At 28.3% G+C, this 18,440-nt stretch carries 18 protein-coding genes; 16 read left to right on the forward strand and 2 right to left on the reverse strand.

The features are described 5' to 3' along the window. Positions 1–40: 40 nt before the first annotated feature. The 15 genes from ybeY to I4U89_RS01065 all read left to right on the forward strand — a co-directional run bounded on the left by ybeY (position 41) and on the right by I4U89_RS01065 (position 14,619). Positions 41–502 (forward strand): rRNA maturation RNase YbeY, encoded by a 462-nt coding sequence (gene ybeY, locus I4U89_RS00995; RefSeq protein ID WP_092927035.1) that lies wholly within the window; start codon positions 41–43, stop codon positions 500–502. Positions 503–506: 4 nt separating this feature from the next. Further along, positions 507–1,223 carry a diacylglycerol kinase gene (locus tag I4U89_RS01000; protein WP_195937827.1) on the forward strand — a complete coding sequence of 239 codons (717 nt, stop codon included), beginning with the start codon at positions 507–509 and terminating at the stop codon, positions 1,221–1,223. A 342-nt stretch (positions 1,224–1,565) separates the two neighbouring features. Further along, positions 1,566–1,979 (forward strand): cytidine deaminase, encoded by a 414-nt coding sequence (gene cdd / locus I4U89_RS01005; protein ID WP_195937828.1) that lies wholly within the window; start codon positions 1,566–1,568, stop codon positions 1,977–1,979. 28 nt (positions 1,980–2,007) lie between these two features. Beyond that, positions 2,008–2,898, forward strand: coding sequence for a GTPase Era (era, locus tag I4U89_RS01010; protein WP_195937829.1), 891 nt, complete (start codon positions 2,008–2,010; stop codon positions 2,896–2,898). A gap of 14 nt (positions 2,899–2,912) precedes the next feature. Next, positions 2,913–4,292 (forward strand): magnesium transporter, encoded by a 1,380-nt coding sequence (gene mgtE / locus I4U89_RS01015; RefSeq protein ID WP_195937830.1) that lies wholly within the window; start codon positions 2,913–2,915, stop codon positions 4,290–4,292. A gap of 72 nt (positions 4,293–4,364) precedes the next feature. Next, positions 4,365–4,520 (forward strand): YqzL family protein, encoded by a 156-nt coding sequence (locus I4U89_RS01020; RefSeq protein WP_092927025.1) that lies wholly within the window; start codon positions 4,365–4,367, stop codon positions 4,518–4,520. Then, complete coding sequence (gene recO, locus I4U89_RS01025; RefSeq protein WP_195937831.1) at positions 4,486–5,259, forward strand: DNA repair protein RecO; 774 nt, start codon at positions 4,486–4,488, stop codon at positions 5,257–5,259. Before I4U89_RS01020 ends, recO begins: the two co-directional genes overlap by 35 nt. Positions 5,260–5,287: 28 nt before the next feature. Beyond that, positions 5,288–5,887 carry a DUF4342 domain-containing protein gene (locus tag I4U89_RS01030; RefSeq protein ID WP_207744094.1) on the forward strand — a complete coding sequence of 200 codons (600 nt, stop codon included), beginning with the start codon at positions 5,288–5,290 and terminating at the stop codon, positions 5,885–5,887. Between the two features lie 196 nt (positions 5,888–6,083). Continuing rightward, entirely contained in the window at positions 6,084–6,959 is an 876-nt protein-coding gene (gene glyQ, locus I4U89_RS01035) for a glycine--tRNA ligase subunit alpha (RefSeq protein WP_092927021.1), read from the forward strand. Between the two features lies 1 nt (position 6,960). Beyond that, a complete protein-coding gene (glyS, locus tag I4U89_RS01040) occupies positions 6,961–9,027 on the forward strand; it encodes a glycine--tRNA ligase subunit beta (RefSeq protein ID WP_195937833.1) in 2,067 nt (688 codons plus the stop codon). A gap of 374 nt (positions 9,028–9,401) precedes the next feature. Continuing rightward, positions 9,402–10,040 (forward strand): helix-turn-helix transcriptional regulator, encoded by a 639-nt coding sequence (locus tag I4U89_RS01045; protein ID WP_195937834.1) that lies wholly within the window; start codon positions 9,402–9,404, stop codon positions 10,038–10,040. A 10-nt stretch (positions 10,041–10,050) separates the two neighbouring features. Continuing rightward, complete coding sequence (locus I4U89_RS01050) at positions 10,051–10,887, forward strand: pyruvate, water dikinase regulatory protein (RefSeq protein WP_195937835.1); 837 nt, start codon at positions 10,051–10,053, stop codon at positions 10,885–10,887. Positions 10,888–11,017: 130 nt separating this feature from the next. Continuing rightward, the gene (ppdK, locus tag I4U89_RS01055) at positions 11,018–13,645 is read left to right on the forward strand and encodes a pyruvate, phosphate dikinase (RefSeq protein ID WP_195937836.1); all 2,628 of its coding nucleotides are present in this window, start codon (positions 11,018–11,020) and stop codon (positions 13,643–13,645) included. Positions 13,646–13,825: 180 nt separating this feature from the next. Beyond that, a complete protein-coding gene (locus I4U89_RS01060; RefSeq protein ID WP_195937837.1) occupies positions 13,826–14,254 on the forward strand; it encodes a hypothetical protein in 429 nt (142 codons plus the stop codon). Positions 14,255–14,370: 116 nt separating this feature from the next. After that, on the forward strand, positions 14,371–14,619 hold the full coding sequence (locus tag I4U89_RS01065; protein WP_195937838.1) for a zinc ribbon domain-containing protein: 249 nt from the start codon (positions 14,371–14,373) through the stop codon (positions 14,617–14,619). 145 nt (positions 14,620–14,764) lie between these two features. Here the strand turns inward: I4U89_RS01065 and I4U89_RS01070 are convergent, their stop codons facing one another. Both I4U89_RS01070 and I4U89_RS01075 read right to left on the reverse strand, forming a co-directional pair. Beyond that, positions 14,765–16,945, reverse strand: a complete 2,181-nt coding sequence (locus I4U89_RS01070) for a DNA topoisomerase (protein ID WP_195937839.1) — start codon at positions 16,943–16,945, stop codon at positions 14,765–14,767. Between the two features lie 86 nt (positions 16,946–17,031). Next, positions 17,032–17,661, reverse strand: coding sequence for a hypothetical protein (locus I4U89_RS01075; protein WP_195937840.1), 630 nt, complete (start codon positions 17,659–17,661; stop codon positions 17,032–17,034). A 93-nt stretch (positions 17,662–17,754) separates the two neighbouring features. Here I4U89_RS01075 and dut point away from each other — a divergent pair, with 93 nt between their 5' ends. Next, positions 17,755–18,186: a dUTP diphosphatase gene (dut, locus tag I4U89_RS01080; RefSeq protein ID WP_195937841.1), complete on the forward strand. Its 432-nt coding sequence runs from the start codon at positions 17,755–17,757 to the stop codon at positions 18,184–18,186. Positions 18,187–18,440 lie beyond the last annotated feature (254 nt).

Genomic DNA, 18,440 nt, shown 5'->3' on the forward strand with positions numbered 1-18,440 from the left:
AAGAAAATTAAAGAAAATAACTAAGGAAGAAGTGAATAAAATGGAATTAATAATGGATAATAGACAAGATAAAATGGATATAAGTGAAGAATTAATAGAGAAAATAAAAGATATCATATTAGAGTGTTTGGACTATGAAGGATATGACGATGACTATGAAGTTAGTTTATCTTTTGTAGATAACAAAGAAATACATGAGTTAAACAAGCAATTTAGAGGAATAGATAGACCGACAGATGTGTTATCTTTTCCAATGATAAGTGAAGATGATTTTGATATAGAATTAGAAGAAAAATCATTAGGCGATATAGTAGTCTCTTTAGAAAGAGCTTTTGAACAAAGTATAGAATACAATCATAGCTTTGAAAGAGAAGTATGCTTTTTAGTATGTCATAGTATGTTCCATCTTTTAGGATATGACCATGATACTGATGAAAATACAAAAGAAATGAGACAAAAGGAAGAGCATATACTAAACAAGTTAAGTATAACAAGGGAGTAAGTTTATGAAGGGTGCAAAAAAACGTCAGGGGATAGTTAAGGCATTTAATGTAGCTATAGAAGGTATATTATATACATTTAAGTCGGAAAGAAATATGAAAATACATTATTGTGTTGCTGTAATAGTGCTTGTAGCTAGTATGTTCTTTAAGCCTTCTAGAATGGAGATGATAGCTTTGATTATGGCTATAAGTTTAGTTGTAATATCAGAAATGTTTAATACAGCTATAGAAAAAGCTATAGACATGGTTACAGAAGAACATCATCCATTAGCGAAGATATCAAAAGACGTAGCAGCTGGAGGAGTATTAATAGCTACTTTAAATTCAGTTGTAGTAGGCTATTTGGTATTTTATGATAAATTAACAAAGCCAGCTGAAAACTTGATAAACTCCATCAGGAGATCGGAACTTCATATAACTTTAATATGTATAGTAGTAGTTTTAATAGCAGTTGTAGTAGTAAAAACTTTAACAAATACAGGAACACCACTAAAGGGTGGGATGCCAAGTGGACATTCAGCACTAGCATTTGCAATGGCTACAATAATAACTATGATGACAGGTGGACTTATACAATCAACATTATCATACTTAATGGCGTTTTTAGTTGCACAAAGTAGAATTGAAGGAAAGATACATACATTTTGGGAAACGGTAGCAGGATCAATATTAGGAGTTTTAGTAGGGTTAGCAGTATATCAAATAGGATGGTTTTATTAAATATATAAAGAGTCTTCTTTTAATCTTTTTAGGAGGGCTCTTTTTTATTTTAATTACCTATATATTATGAGTAAGTTATATATATTAATTATATTAATGAATATATTTAATTAAAAAATAGAAACTAGGCAAATACAGAAATATATTGTAAATAATACAAAATATATATTAAACTATTCAAACTAAGGGAATTTTATTAAAAAAATAAGTCTTAAAGTATTAATTTTGTGTTATAATGTAAGGTACTAAATAAATATATTAAATATAAAATACGGAAATAAGAATATTTATTATATATATTTTATAATATAGACTTATAAGATATATCAGGAGGCATATATTATGAATAATAAAGAATTATTAAAAATAGCAGAAGAAGCGAGAAAACATTCTTATTCTCCATATTCAAAGTTTAGAGTTGGAGCAGCTCTTTTAACTAAAGATGGAAAAGTATTTACAGGATGTAATGTAGAGTGTGCATCTTTTGGAGCTACTAACTGTGCTGAGAGAACAGCAATATTTAAAGCTATATCAGAAGGATATAGAGATATAGAAGCAATAGCAGTAGCTAGTGACAACTCAGAAAAAAATGAATCAACATACCCATGTGCAATATGCAGACAGGTTATAATAGAATTTGGATTAGATATAAGAATAATAACAGGCTACTCTGAAGGAACTATAGAGGAAACAACTATAAAAGAGTTAGTTCCACACTATTTCTCAGGAATAGACTTTGTAAATAATCATAAATAAAACGAAATAAAAGACAGGAGACATATATATGTTTAAATCAGGATTTGTTAGCATAGTAGGAAGACCAAATGTTGGTAAATCTACTTTAATGAATAATGTAGTTGGAGAAAAAATAGCTATAATGAGTGATAAACCTCAAACTACAAGAAACACAATACAAGCAGTATATACAGATGAAGAAGCTCAAATAGTTTTCTTAGATACGCCAGGTATACATAAACCTAAAAATAAATTAGGAGAATTTATGGTTAAATCAGCGACTGATGCATTTAAAAATGTTGATTTAGTACTATTTGTTGTTGATGATTCTAAAAAGATAGGACCTGGAGACAGAAAAATAATAGAAGAATTAAGAAATGTAAATAGACCAGTTGTGTTAGTATTAAACAAAATAGATCAATTACAAGAAGATGAACTATTTGAGTTAATGGAAATGTATCACAAAGAAAATGTATTTAAAGGAATAGTGCCAATATCAGCACTTAAGGGAAGAAATATAAAAGAACTTATAAAGGTCATAAAAACTTACTTAGAAGAAGGGCCAAAGTATTTCCCAGATTATATGATAACTGACCAACCAGAAAGAGTACTAGTAGCTGAGCTTATAAGAGAAAAAGTATTACACTATGTTCATGATGAAGTACCTCATGGAGTTGCAGTTGAAATAGAAAAAATGAAATCAAGAAAAGATAAAGAAATTGTTGATATATCAGCCGTTATCTATTGTGAAAGAGAATCTCATAAGGGTATAATAATAGGTAAGAATGGAAGAAAATTAAAAGGTATAGGTAAATCAGCAAGAGAAGATATGGAACTATTATTAGGTTCTAAGGCAAATCTTCAATTGTGGGTAAAGGTGAAAGAAAACTGGAGAAACTTACAAAATTATGTGAGTAATTTTGGATATACTGATAAATAATAAAGGTGGATTATATGGATAGGAAACAGGATGCTTCCCAGGATTTGTTGGGCGAAGTCAAGAGTTTAATTGAAAATAATAAAATATTAGAATTAAGAGAATTATTAGAAGAATATCATACAATTGATATCTTTGATATTATGGAACATTTAGAGGAAGATATGAAAATAAAGTTATTTGAAGTACTTCCCCTTGATGTAGCAGCATCTATATTAGAAGAAAGTGATGCTCAGTTTTTCAGTAGTACTTTATCTAAGATAGATATTGATCATAGAAAAAATATCTTAGAACTAATGTCTTTAGATGATATGGCAGATATTTTAAGTCAGCTTGAAGAAGGCGAGATAGAAAATATAATGGAACTTCTAAGTAAAGAAGATGCAGATGATATAAAAGAACTTTTAATATATGAAGAAGAGTCTACAGGTGGCATAATGACCACTGGATACATAGAAGTAAATAAAGACATGACTGCTAAAGAAGCAATTGAACATATGAGAAATCATGCTGAGGAAGCAGAGACAATATATTATATATATGTAGTTGATAATGCGGAAAAGTTAGTGGGAGTACTATCTCTAAGAGAGTTAATAACAGCTAGGGATTCTAGCATTATAGAAGATTTAATGAGTGAAAACATAATATCTGTATATGTAGATGAAGATAGAGAAGAAGCTGTAAGATTGGTATCTAAATACAATCTAATAGCGATACCAGTAATAGATAGGCAAAAAAGACTTAAAGGGATAATAACAGTAGATGATATAATAGATGTTATGGAAGAAGAAGCTAGTGAAGATATGTATAAATTCGCAGGTACTTCTGAACAAGAAAGAGACTTTGTTGAAAAAGTCAATCCAACATCAAGAGAGCAAATAATATCATCAGTTAGAGCGAGAATTCCATGGCTTATAATAACTTTACTTGGTGGATTATTATCTATGGTGATATTTTCTAATTTAGATTTTATAATGAACCCGACTTATGCATCTTTAGTATTTTTTATACCTGTTGTTATAGGTATGGGAGGAAATATTGGAACGCAGTCATCGGCACTTGCTGTTATGGCTCTTTCAAATAAAGATTTAGAATTTAAAAATGTTATAAGAGAAGGTATGGTAGGTCTTATAACAGGAATAATATGTAGTATACTAATAGGTATAGTAATATTTATATTTATGAGAGACATAGATATAGTGTTAGTAGTATCCTTATCTCTATTTATAAACATGATAGTTGGAGCTATGATAGGAGCATTTATGCCATTTTTATTCAAAAAAATGGATGTTGACCCATCAATAATATCAGCGCCTATAATAGCGACACTTCTTGATATAGTAGGAATTGCTATATATTTAATGATAACAACTTTGCTTTTGGCAAAAATTGTTTAATAACTTAATGTATGATTTACCCTCTTCTTACTTAAAATATAAATATAACTGTAAGAAGGGGGTTTTTTAAAAATGAACAATTTATGTTGGGAAATTTTTAAAAAGACTGGCAATATAGAAGCCTATTTATATTTAAAAGATTACAAAACACTAAATGAAGAAGTAGAAACTATGAGGGAGATAGAAACAGACTATGATAGTATTGAACACCCAGGGGATAGTACTTAAGGCAATAAGGTATGAAGAAAACGATGTTATATTAACTCTATTTACAAGAAAGCTTGGAAAAGTATCAGCATTAGCAAAAGGAGCTAAAAGAAACAAAAGTGCTCTACTTTCATCTTCTCAGCTTTTTGCTTATTGTAATTATACATTAAGAAAACAAGGAAGTATGTATAGGGTAAGCCAAAGTGATATTATAAAAAGTTTTTATGATATATCCTACGATATAGATGCATTTTCTTATGCTACCTATATAACTAAGTTAGTAGAAAATTCAACCCTAGAAAATCAAACTAACAATAGGTTATTTGTATTACTTGCACAAACTTTATATCTATATACTCAAGCTGATGTAGACAAGAAATTTGTAACACACGCATTTGAATTAAAATTTTTAGATTATATAGGTCTTAGGCCAATAATAAACAGGTGCTCAGTATGTGGTACTAGAGATTTAAAATCACCAGTATTTAATGTATACGAAGGTGGAGTGTTGTGTAGTAGTTGTAGTGAAAATGTACAAGACAACATAGTTATAGATGTAACAACGTTAAAATTAATGGAATATATATTATCAAACGATATATTAAAATGCTCAAAAGCTAAAGTATCTAAATATATCATATACGAACTAGAAAAAATACTAAAACAATACTTAGCAGTACATGTAGATAATATAAATCAAAAATCTTTATATATGCTAAGAGATATGAAAAAATCTTCAAAAGAAGATTTAAACAAGTAAGTTTAAAATAATTATAAGGGAGTGGATAATGGTGAATGAAAATATTACAATAGAAAAACTAGATGCTGTTATACAAAGAGTACCAGGTGCTACGTATGAACAAGCTAAAAGTGCATTAACAAAAACTAATGGAGAGGTTATCGAAGCTGTAATATCTCTAGAAGGACAAATAGGCTTTAGTGGTAAAAGTAAAAAGGTTAAAAAGAATGTAGAACAGGTATTTACAAAAGATAGTGAAGATATGAAAGAACTAAAAAATAAAGTAAAAGGCTTACTTCAAAAAAGTAGTGTCATAAGAGTTATAGTGGAGAAAAATGGTAAAAATATAATGAATATACCTCTTACGGTAGGAGTAGTAGGTTTAGCACTTGGTCCATTAGTAACATTAGTTGGACTTTCAGCTGCAGTTATAGGAAAATACAATATAATGATTCAAAATGAACAAGATGGTTCAATAGTTGATTTAGGTGAATTAAATGAAGAAAAATTAAGTATGTTAAAGCAGATGCTAAGTAATACTGCTAAAGACATAAAAGATACTGTAGTGGAAAATAAAAAAGATGATAAAGATATAACAGATGAACTTATAAATGAATATGACAATTCAAATTTAGATGATAATAAATAGAGATAAAATTATGATTTTTCAATAAGATTGACAAAAATTCAAGTATTTGTTATTCTAAAAGTTGAAATACACTAAAGGCCTTTCGTTAACACGAAAGGCTTTGTTAAGCATATAGGAATTTATATTTTAAAACTTAAACTAAAAATTATAGTTTTAACAATATACATAAAATTAAAAATTTATAGGAGGTATTCATATGAATTTCCAAAATATGATACTTACATTGCAAAATTATTGGGCAAAGCAAGGTTGTATCATGATGCAACCTTATGATGTTGAAAAAGGTGCAGGTACAATGAACCCTAATACTCTTTTAAGATCATTAGGACCAGAGCCTTGGAAAGTTTGCTATGTAGAGCCATCAAGAAGACCTGCAGATGGTAGATATGGGGAAAATCCAAATAGACTTTATCAACATCATCAATTCCAGGTTATATTAAAGCCATCACCAGATAATATACAAGAATTATACTTAAATAGTTTAAAAGAAATAGGTATAGATCCAAATGAACACGATATAAGATTTGTTGAAGATAACTGGGAATCAACTACAGTTGGAGCTTGGGGACTTGGATGGGAAGTTTGGTTAGACGGTATGGAAATAACTCAGTTTACTTACTTCCAACAAGTTGGTGGTATAGAATGTGAACTTGAAACTGGAGAAATAACATATGGACTAGAAAGACTTGCTATGTATATACAAGAAGTAGATAGTGTTTATGACTTAATGTGGAATGACGAGTTAACTTACGGAGATGTGTTTAGACAAGCTGAATATGAAAACTCTGTATATGCATTTGAAGAGTGTGATGCGGATATGTTATTTAATTTATTTGATACATATGAGAAAGAGGCTACTAGACTTATAGAAAGAGGACTTGTAATACCAGCATACGATTATGTGTTAAAATGTTCTCATACATTTAATACTTTAGATGCTAGAGGAGCTGTTGGAGTAAGTCAAAGAGCATCATTTATAGGAAGAGTTAGAACAATGGCTAGAAATGTTTCTTCAGCTTATGTTAAGCAAAGAGAAGAAATGGGATACCCACTTATAAAGGAGGGAAAATAATATGAATAACTATCTTTTATTTGAAGTTGGAGTTGAAGAATTACCATCAAGATTTGTAAGTTCTACATTAGATCAAATTAAAGGTAACTTAACAAAATTATTTAACGAAAATAGAATAAAATTTGATGATATAAAAGCTTATGGAACACCTAGAAGATTAGCGTTTATAGTTGAAGGTATAAGTGATAAGCAAACTGATTTAGAAGAAGAAGTAAAAGGTCCGTCTAAAAAAATAGCAATAGATGCTGATGGAAACTTTACAAAGCCAGCACTTGGATTTATGAAAAGTAAAGGTTTAAAAGAAGAAGACGTAATATTTAAAACTGTTGGAAAAGACGAGTATATATTTGGAACAATAAGACAAGCAGGTTGTGAAACTAGTGAAGTCTTAAAAACTATATTACCACAAGCAGTTAAGATGGTAGTATTCCCTAAGGCTATGCGTTGGGGTGGAAAGAACATGAGATTTGCTAGACCTATAAGATGGATGGTTACATTATTAAATGATAAGGTACTAGAAATAGACTTAGAAGGAATAATATCTTCAAATGTAACTAAAGGACACAGATTCTTAGGACAAAGTGAATTTGAAGTTAACTCTTTAGAAGATTATCTAACTAAATTAGAAGAAAACTTCGTAATACTAGATCAAGATAAGAGAAAAGCCATTATAAAGGAACAATGTATAAATGTTGCTAACACTTTAGGTGGAGAAATCGAATTTGACGAAGATCTACTAGAAGAAGTAACTCATTTAGTTGAATATCCAACAGCTTTTTATGGAGAATTTGACAAAGAATACGCTAAACTTCCTAAAGAAGTTGTAACAACTCCAATGCAGCAACATCAAAGATATTTCCCAGTATTAAAGGATGGTAAATTATTACCAAACTTTATAGCTGTAAGAAATGGTAATGACTATAAAATAGAGAATGTTAAAAAAGGTAACGAAAAAGTTTTAGAAGCAAGACTTGCAGATGCACTATTCTTCTACAAAGAAGACACTAAAAAAGACTTAGAAAGTTATATAGAAAAATTAAAGAGCGTTGTATTCCAAGCTAAACTTGGTACAGTTTATGACAAATCTTTAAGAATAGAAAAACTAAGTGTTCAGATACTTGATTTATTAGGATTAAGTCAAGATGAAACTGACACTAAAAGAGCAGCTAAATTATGTAAGGCTGACTTAGTAACAGGAATGGTATTTGAATTTACTGAACTTCAAGGGATAATGGGAAGAGAGTATGCAAAAGTTGGTGGAGAAAATGAGGCTGTTAGCGAAGCGATATTTGAACATTATTTACCAAGATTTGCAGGAGATATACTTCCACAAACTAATGCTGGTATAGCTTTATCTATAGCTGATAAATTAGATTCTATAGCAGGATTTTTTGCAATAGGAATACATCCAACGGGTTCTCAAGATCCATATGCACTTAGACGTCAAGCATTAGGTGTTATAAACATACTAATGGACAGAAAGCTAGATATAAGTCTAAAATCGTTAATTGATATATCTTTAGAAAATTACACTAATTTAGAGTTTGACAAAGAAACTGTAGCTAAAGAAATGATGGAATTCTTCAATGAAAGAATCAAGAACTTATTTAGAGAACTAGGAATAAGATATGATGTTATAGATGCAGTATTAAGTGCAAATATAGACAATGTAAGTGATATGTATATAAGAGCAGAAGAACTTAATAATTGGTTACAAAAAGATGAGTTAGTTGAAATGCTAACAGCATTTAATAGAGTTTCTACATTAGCTCAAAAAGCTACTTCTAGCGAAGTGAAGGAAGAGTTATTAGTAGAAGATGCTGAAAAAGCTTTATATAATGAATTTAAAAATGTTAAAGAAAGCGTAAAATCTTTATTAAGTGAGAAGAAATACAGTGAATCATTAGATGCATTTGCATCACTAAGACCATCAATAGATAATATGTTTGATTCTGTCATGGTAATGGATAAGGATGAAACTATAAAGAATAATAGACTAGGACTTTTAAAACAAATATACGATACAATGTTAAGTATATGTGATTTATCAAAAATAGTTTATAAATAATATATCGGGGGCTAAGAGGATACTTTTAGTCCCTATATTATTTTGAAATAACATTTTCCTAAAAAGATTCAAAATAATTTATTTGGAAAAAATACAAATAATAAATATTAAAATAATTAAAAAAATATCAATAATATATATTAAAACTATTTAATATATACAATGTTATATTATAATAGATTTAATATAAACAATTTAGCTACATTATTTAGTATATAGCCCATTAATATATACCAAATAATAAATAGTATACAATAAATATATATGAAGTATGCGAAATATATAACAAAAAGATTTGCAATTACATATATATGGGTATATAATATACTATATAAAGAATAAATTAATATAAAGTATAGCACATAAGGAAGAGGGTGACTATTATTCAACTTAATGATAGACAATTAAAGATAATTGATATAGTAAAAGAGAATGAGCCTATAACAAGTGAAACCATTGCTGCTCATTTAAATGTAACTCGTGCTACACTAAGATCTGACTTAGCCATATTAACTATGACAGGAATATTAGATGCAAGACCGAAAGTTGGATATTTTTACTCTGGAGTTAGCGAATTTAATTTAATAGGCAACAACATAAAAGAAAAAAAAGTAAGAGACATCATGAGTCTACCTGTATTAGTAAAAAAAGATATGAGTATATATGAAGTTATAGTCAATATGTTCTTATCAGATGTAGGAAGTATATTCATAATAGATAATGACGACATACTATGTGGAGTGGTTTCTAGAAAAGATTTACTAAAAGCTACTATAGGTGCTAGTGATATAAATCATATGCCAATAGGTATGATAATGACTAGAATGCCCAACATAGTTACTATAAACCAAGATGAGGATATAGTATTGGCAGCTAAAAAGATAATAGAACACGAAGTTGATTCTATTCCTGTTGTTGAACGTGATGAAAATAACAAAAACAACTTAAGGGTAGTAGGAAGGATATCTAAGACTAATATAACAAAGTTTTTCCTAGAATTAGCTGACAATTAAGGAGGAATAAATGAAAAATTTAATTATATATGTTATATCAGATTCAGTAGGTGAGACTGCACAACAAGTAACGAAAGCTGCTATTTCTCAATTTAAAATTAATGAAGAGTGTGAAATAAGAAGATTCCCATATGTTATGGATGAAAATTTTTTACTAGAAATTCTAGAAGGTGGAAAAAGTGAGGATGCTATAATAGTATATACGTTAGTAGACGAAAACCTTTTAAATGTTACTAAAAAATTCTGTGAAAAAGAAAATTTAAGTAATATAGATCTAATGACACCAATTTTAAAAGAAATAGCAAATAAAACTCAAATGAAGCCTAAAAGAGAACCTGGTATAATCAGAAAGTTAGATGAAAGCTATTTCAAAAGAGTAGAAGCTATAGAGTTTGCAGTAAAGTATGATGATGGTAAAGACCCAAGAGGTATACTTAAATCAGATATAGTTTTAGTAGGGATATCTAGAACTTCTAAAACACCACTTAGTATGTATCTAGCAAACAAAAACATAAAGGTAGCAAATGTACCTTTAGTTCCAGAAATACCTATACCTAAAGAGGTATTTGAAATAGATACTAAAAAAATAATAGGACTTACTAACACTCCAGAAAAGCTAAATCAAATAAGAGCTGAAAGACTTAAAGCATTAGGCCTATCAAGTAATGCAAACTATGCTAACTTAGATAGAATACTACAAGAATTAGACTACTCAGAACAAGTCATGAAAAAAATAGGATGTCCAGTAATAGATGTTTCAAGTAAAGCGATAGAAGAAACAGCTGGAATAATTCTTGATATTATCAAAGAAAATGGATTAAACATATACAAAGATAGTGATAGATAGTTAAATCTAAAGAAAAAACCTTAAGAACATCTTAGTTAGTTTAATATAAAACATTATATTAAACTAACTAAGATGCATAAAGGCTAATTATATTAAACTAACCAAAATACAAAATGATGGGGGTTAAATAATGGAAGCTAAATATGTTTATAGTTTTGAAGAAGGTAACAAAGACATGAAATATGTTTTAGGTGGTAAAGGTGCTAACTTAGCAGAAATGACAAATATAGGTCTACCAGTGCCACAAGGTTTTACAATAAGTACAGATGCTTGTAATGATTATTACAAAAATAATGAGACTATAAGTGATAATATAATAAATGAAATAGAAAAAAAGCTTAAAGAATTACAAGAAAAGCAAGGAAAAACACTAGGAGGAGAAATCAATCCACTATTATTATCAGTTCGTTCTGGTGCAGTATTTTCAATGCCAGGAATGATGGATACAATACTTAATCTAGGCTTAAATGATACAAGTGTAGTGGCTTTAGCAAACTCTACTCAAAATGAAAGATTTGCATATGATAGTTATAGAAGATTTATACAAATGTTTTCTGATGTAGCTATGGGTATACCAAAATATAAATTCGAAAATGCTCTAGATAAAATAAAAGAAGCTAAAGGATATACTTTAGACACAGAACTTAACGTAGAAGATCTAAAAGAATTAGTAAAAAAATACAAAGAAATATATACAAAAGAAATAAAGAAGCAATTCCCACAAGACCCAAAAGAACAATTAATGTTAGCCATAAAGGCAGTATTTAAATCATGGAATAATCCACGTGCAATAGTTTATCGTAAATTAAACGATATCCCAAGTGATTTAGGAACAGCAGTAAATATACAATCAATGGTATTTGGAAACATGGGAGAAACTAGTGGAACTGGAGTAGCCTTTACTAGAAATCCTTCAACTGGTGAAAATAAATTATTTGGAGAATTTTTAATGAATGCACAAGGTGAAGATGTTGTTGCAGGTATAAGAACACCAAAGGATATATCTTCATTAAAAGAAGTGATGCCAAAGGCTTATGATGAATTTATGAAAATTACTTCTATACTTGAAAATCACTACAAGGATATGCAAGATATAGAGTTTACTATAGAAAATGAAAAATTATATATATTACAAACTAGAAATGGAAAAAGAACAGCCAGTGCATCTATAAATATAGCTGTAGACCTAGTAGAAGAAGGTATAATAAATGAAAAAGAAGCTATAATGAGAATTGAGCCTAAACAATTAGATCAATTACTTCATCCTAGATTTGAAAGCAAATCTTTAAATGAAGCAACAGTTATAGCAAAAGGACTTCCAGCATCACCTGGTGCTGCTTGTGGAAAAGTATACTTTAATGCAGAAGATGTAGTAAATGCTAAAAATAAGGGAGAAGAAGCAATACTTGTAAGACTTGAAACTTCACCTGAAGATATAGAAGGTATGGTATGTGCAGAAGGTATACTTACAGCAAGAGGAGGAATGACATCTCATGCAGCAGTTGTAGCTCGTGGAATGGGTAAATGTTGTGTAGCAGGATGTTCAGACATAAAGGTTGATGAGTATAACAAAGAAATAAGAACTGAAGATGCAGTTATAAAAGAAGGAGAATATATATCTTTAGATGGTTCTAGTGGATGTGTATATATAGGTAAGGTAGAAAAAACAGAAGTATCTTTAACTGGAAATTTCGAAAAATTAATGAATTGGGCAAATAAATATAAATCTTTAGTGGTAAGAACTAATGCAGATAATCCAAGAGATGCTAAGGCTGCCATAAAGTTTGGAGCAGAAGGTATAGGATTATGTAGAACTGAGCATATGTTCTTTGACGAAGACAGAATACCAGCAGTAAGAGAGATGATACTTTCTAAAACATTAGAACAAAGACTAGAAGCACTTGAAAAATTACTTCCAATGCAACAAAAAGACTTTGTAGATATATTTAGAGTAATGGATGGTAAATCTGTAAATATAAGATTATTAGATCCACCACTACATGAATTCTTACCACATGATGATGAAACTATAAAAAGCCTTTCAGAGTCAATGAAAGTTTCAGTTAGTGAAATAAAAAGAAGAATAGTAGATCTAGATGAATTTAACCCAATGCTTGGTCATAGAGGTTGTAGACTTGCTATAACTTTCCCTGAGATATATATAATGCAAGCTAAAGCAATAATTAATGGTGCAATAGAAGCTACTAAAGAAGGTATAAAAGTAATGCCTGAAATAATGATACCTTTAGTTGGAGAGGCTAAAGAATTAAAAGTTATAAAAGAAGATATAAAAGAAACCATAGATAATATATTAGAAAAAGAACATATGAAAATAGATTATACAATAGGTACAATGATAGAAGTACCAAGAGCTTGTTTAACAGCAGATGAAATAGCTAAAGAAGCTGACTTTTTCAGCTTTGGTACTAATGATTTAACGCAAATGACATTTGGGTATTCAAGAGATGATGCAGGTAAATTCCTAGGAGAATATGTAAATAGAGAGTTACTAGAAAAAGACCCATTTGAAGTATTAGATCAAAGAGGAGTAGGAAAGCTTATAGAATTAGGAGCTACACTAGGTAAAAGTGTTAAGCCAGATATAAAGCTTGGAATATGTGGAGAACATGGTGGAGAGCCTTCATCAATAGAGTTTTGTTATAAAGCTGGGTTAAATTATGTATCTTGTTCACCATATAGAGTACCAATAGCTAGACTTTCAGCAGCACAAGCAGTAATAAAAAATGAAAATAAATAAATCTAATAAATAGTTAAAAAATACAGGTTTGTAATACAATTACAAACCTGTATTTTTTATTATAGTTATTAACAATATAGATGAAAACTATTTAAATTTATTAGAGAGAAAATACAAATACGAACAAAATAATACATTTTTCATATAATATATTTAGACGAGTTATTAAGGTGATATAAAATGATAATTAAATTTATAAAAATATTAAAAAAAGAAACTATAGAAGTATTTTTAACACTAGGACTTGCTTGTAAATATTTAATAATATTAGGAGTAATGTGTATTATTATAATTTGTATATCTATATTTAACCCACATTTAGATGGGGCAGGCAATATGGTTACAATAAGAAATAGCTTTTCATCTATTGTAGGGTATATACTAGAAAGAAAGACTAAGATATGTAATTCGGATAAAAAACTACTAAAAACTAAAGTAGTTTTAGTAGGAACTATTGCGATAATATGTTTAAGCGTAATTATAGGATCTTATATATTTGGCATAGATGCAAATAACCCATCTCTAATGTTACTAAAAAATTTACTATTTTCATGCATAGGTTTCTTAACTGGTGCAAGTAAAGAGTTTTATGGAGAATATAAAAAATAATACAATTTAAGGATATTAATAAAGGTATGCTTTTGACATATATCACAAGTAAAATAAATCTATCATACAATATACTAATGTACTTATAAAAAAGAAACAAGTAAGGAGATGATTGTATGATTAAATGTCCGAGATGTTCAAAAGAAGTATCATCAAGACCGGGAAGTATATGCCCTAGATGTGGACTTAAAGTATCTGAAGTAAATGAGAAAATAAGATGCCCTGAACCAAATTGTAGAGCGTTAGTATCTAAAAAGTTTGAGTATTGTCCAAAATGTGGATGTAAGTTAAAAAATTTTACTTTAACAGAATTTATAAAAATGGCAAGATGTAAAATAGATGATAAACTAAATGAAAAAGAATAAAGGTTGCATTTAGAGCAACCTTTATTTGGAAAGAATTGAAGTTTGTATAAATTGGTTTCTTTAAGATAGGAATTAATACATGAAAAGAAAACATTTATTAATATATAAATATGTAAATTACTATATATTAGTTACACTTAAGTAATTAATTTTCTATTTCAATATCCCATCCAAAGTAACCATTATCTTTTTTAGAATATTTAAGTATAGCATCAAATTTAGTACCATTTTTACTTGTTAGCGATTTAACTTTGGCTTGACCATTTTTTAATATACCTTTAACCATTGTTTTGTTAGGTTTTTTCTTATAAAATTCTAAAAATTTATCATTTTTCCATATACCAAATTTACATTCTTTGTAGTTGTTGCATATATATCCTTTAGAAATCTCAACAACATCGCCACCACATACAGGGCATTTTCCAAGAGATTCATTTGAAGGAGAATCATTCTTAGCCCTACTTTTATTAGAAGAATTAGTATTAGGTATATTTTTAGTAAATTTTTTAGTTTTAGGATTATAAACATAATTTTCTGTACTTATGCTTTTAGGGCTATCATGTTTTATTAGTTCAACATTTTTATATATAAAGTTAAATATATTGGTCAAATATTCTTTTCTAGTGAAAGTTCCTTTTTGGATATCGCTTAGACTTTTTTCTAATTTACCAGTATAATCAACATCAAATAATTCTTTTACTGGGAAGATTTCAACTAGATTTTTACCTAAATCAGTTACAGAATAAGACTTACCTTTTTTATTAACATATCCTACTTGTGATATCTTTTTTAATACATCAGCACGAGTAGCAGATGTACCTATTGAATAACCTGATAAAACTGTAGTATCATCATCAGGTACATTTTTACCACAGTTTTTCATAGCTTTAAGTAGAGTATCTTCTGTATAAGGCTTAGGTGGTGTAGTTTGCTTAGTTATAGGTTTAATATCTATAACATCCACTATTTCATCCTTATTTACCATAGGGAGTAAATCGTCTTTTTCTTCTTTATTGTATACCTCTAAGTATCCCTTAGTTTTAAGTACCTTACCCTTAGTCAAGAATATATTTTTATCTACATCAGTTTTAATTTCAGTGTTTTCATATTCTGCAGGAGGCATAAAATTTGCTATAAATCTATCTTTGATGGCATTATACACTATAAGTTCATCAGGTGTTAGATTAGTAGGTATTATATAAGTAGGTATGATGGCACTATGGCTATCTACCTTAGAAGAATCGAAAACTCTTTTAGTTTTAGTAAATTTGACCTTATCACTATAAGGAACTGTTGCCTTTAATTTATCTAAAGCTTGTGAAACTTTAGTTGCTAAACTTTCTTCTAAATAAATAGAATCGGTTCTAGGGTAGGTAATATAACCACCCTTACCTTTCCCTTCATAAAGAGATTGACACACGCTTAAAACTTTATCTGAAGTGAAATTAGCATGTTTAGAAGTTATATATCCTTGCAATGAAGTTAAACTGAAAAGTTTAGGTGCATATTCTTTAGACATTGTAACTTTTTTATCAAGTATTTTACCTTGATTAGAAGTTATACTATTAATAATTTTATTAACATCTTCTATAGTATCAAATTTACTTTCTTTTCCTTTTATATACTTACCTTTATATTTACCATTTTGGCATTTAAAATTTCCTTCTATTTCATAGTAGGTTTTTGGTATGAAATTTTTAATTTCCATATCTCTATCATAAACTAATTTGACTGTAGGTAGTATTACACGACCTATATTTAGTAGTTTACCGTTACCATATTTTAATGTGGCAACTGATGTAAAATTTATACCTATTAGCCAGTCAGTTATAAGTCTAGTGTAACCTGCTGATTGTAAATTTCTCATTTCATTATCATCTTTTAAATTATTAAGACCCCTAGTTATATCTTCTGGTGTCCATTCATTTACTAAAATTCTTTTTACAGGTTTTTTGTTCTTAGATAATAAAAATATTAAAAAAGAAATTAGTTCTCCTTCTCTATCATTATCTGTTGCATTTATAACATATTCAATATCATCTCTATGTAACAGTTTTTTTACTGTATTAAATTGCTTTTTCTTAGAACTATCTACTTTGAACTTAAACTTTTCTGGTGGAATAAATGGAAAATTAGCCATTTTCCAAGAACCAGAGTATTTATCTTTATCATAGTCTTTGACATCATATAGGCTCACTAAATGCCCAACAGCATAAGTAACTATATATCCATTACCTTCAAAATAACCATCAAGACGAGTTTTAGCTCCTAAAAAAGATGCGATAGTTTTAGCCACAGATGGCTTTTCTGCTAGTATAAGTTTCATGTAAAACTCCTTTCAAGGTGCTTAAATACTACATTTGTAACTTAAATATATTATCATAAAAAAATAAAAGACTGCAAGGCAGTCTTTTATAAATAATAGTTAAAATTATTATTATGATTAGTAAGTCCCTTTATATATGAGTTAAAATAATAGTTGCTATCTTCATTATCTATTATCTCAACAAAAGAGATATGGTTGTAGTCACTTACCTCTAAATCACATAGCTTATTTAAGGTAACACAAGATATAGTTAAAGATGAATCTGGACTTATATAAATACTTTGTGTATCATATAGTGCTGTAAATATTTCATAGCATTTTGATTTATCAGTAACTAATAAATAATCAATAAGACCTTTAAGTTCTGGGTATTTATAATAAATATGATTTAAAGTATTATCTTGATTTAAATTATTTAATTCTTCTCTATATCCACAAAGTATTATATATAAGTTATTTTCATATAATGATTTTAGATTAATTATTAAATCCTTTAAAAATATATTTAAGTTAAATGGTAAATATAGATAAAGTTTATTATTTATGTCTATATTTATGTTATAATCTTCTAATAGATTAATCAAAATACTAGTTGTAGTTGGAGTATAATTTAAAAATTTAATATCATTATACATAATATAGAGATTACCGTTTATACTCTTATTGTAAATAACCTCAAGTTTTTTTTTCATCCAAGGGGCATGTAATAAATTCATATTTGTTCCTCCTAGAATTAGTATTTTAAATTTAATGTATTTTAATACAATATTAAAATAACCCTTAATTAAATTATAAAAGGAGACATTAAAATGTATACATTAAAAATAAAGAAATTACATGATGATGCAATAATACCAAATTTCGCTCACAAGGGAGATGCTGGTATGGATTTATATTCTATAGAAGAAGTGGTTATTCCTGCTTCAGAATCTAAACTTATAAAAACAGGAATAAGTATAGCACTTCCTAAAAATACAGAGGCTCAAGTTAGACCAAGAAGTGGATTAGCACTTAAACATTCTGTAACAGTATTAAACGCACCAGGAACTATAGATGAAGGGTATAGAGGTGAGATAGGTGTAATACTTATAAACCATGGTAAAGAAGATTTCATAGTAAATAAAAACATGAAGATAGCTCAAATGGTAGTTAAACCTATATATGATATAAATATATTAGAAGTTAGTGATTTAGATGACACTGAAAGAGGAAATGGTGGATTTGGATCAACTGGATATTAGGCTATATTTATTTAAAGGAACCTTATTTTAAGGTTCTTTTTTTATGCAAAGTTGTTATAAGTTAAAAATCATATATAAGATTTTAACGTTAAGAAAATTTTATAAGAAGAAAAATATATATAAATTGTAAATATATAACAGTTATCGAAAAATATAGACAAAAACTTACAAATTTGAAATAATATTAGCATGGGAAAAATATTAAAATATAAAATAAAAAAGTATTATAAAAAAAATTAAAGATAGGGTATAAA

The organism is Romboutsia sp. 1001713B170131_170501_G6 (genome assembly GCF_015668195.1).
Lineage (GTDB): Bacteria > Bacillota > Clostridia > Peptostreptococcales > Peptostreptococcaceae > Romboutsia_C.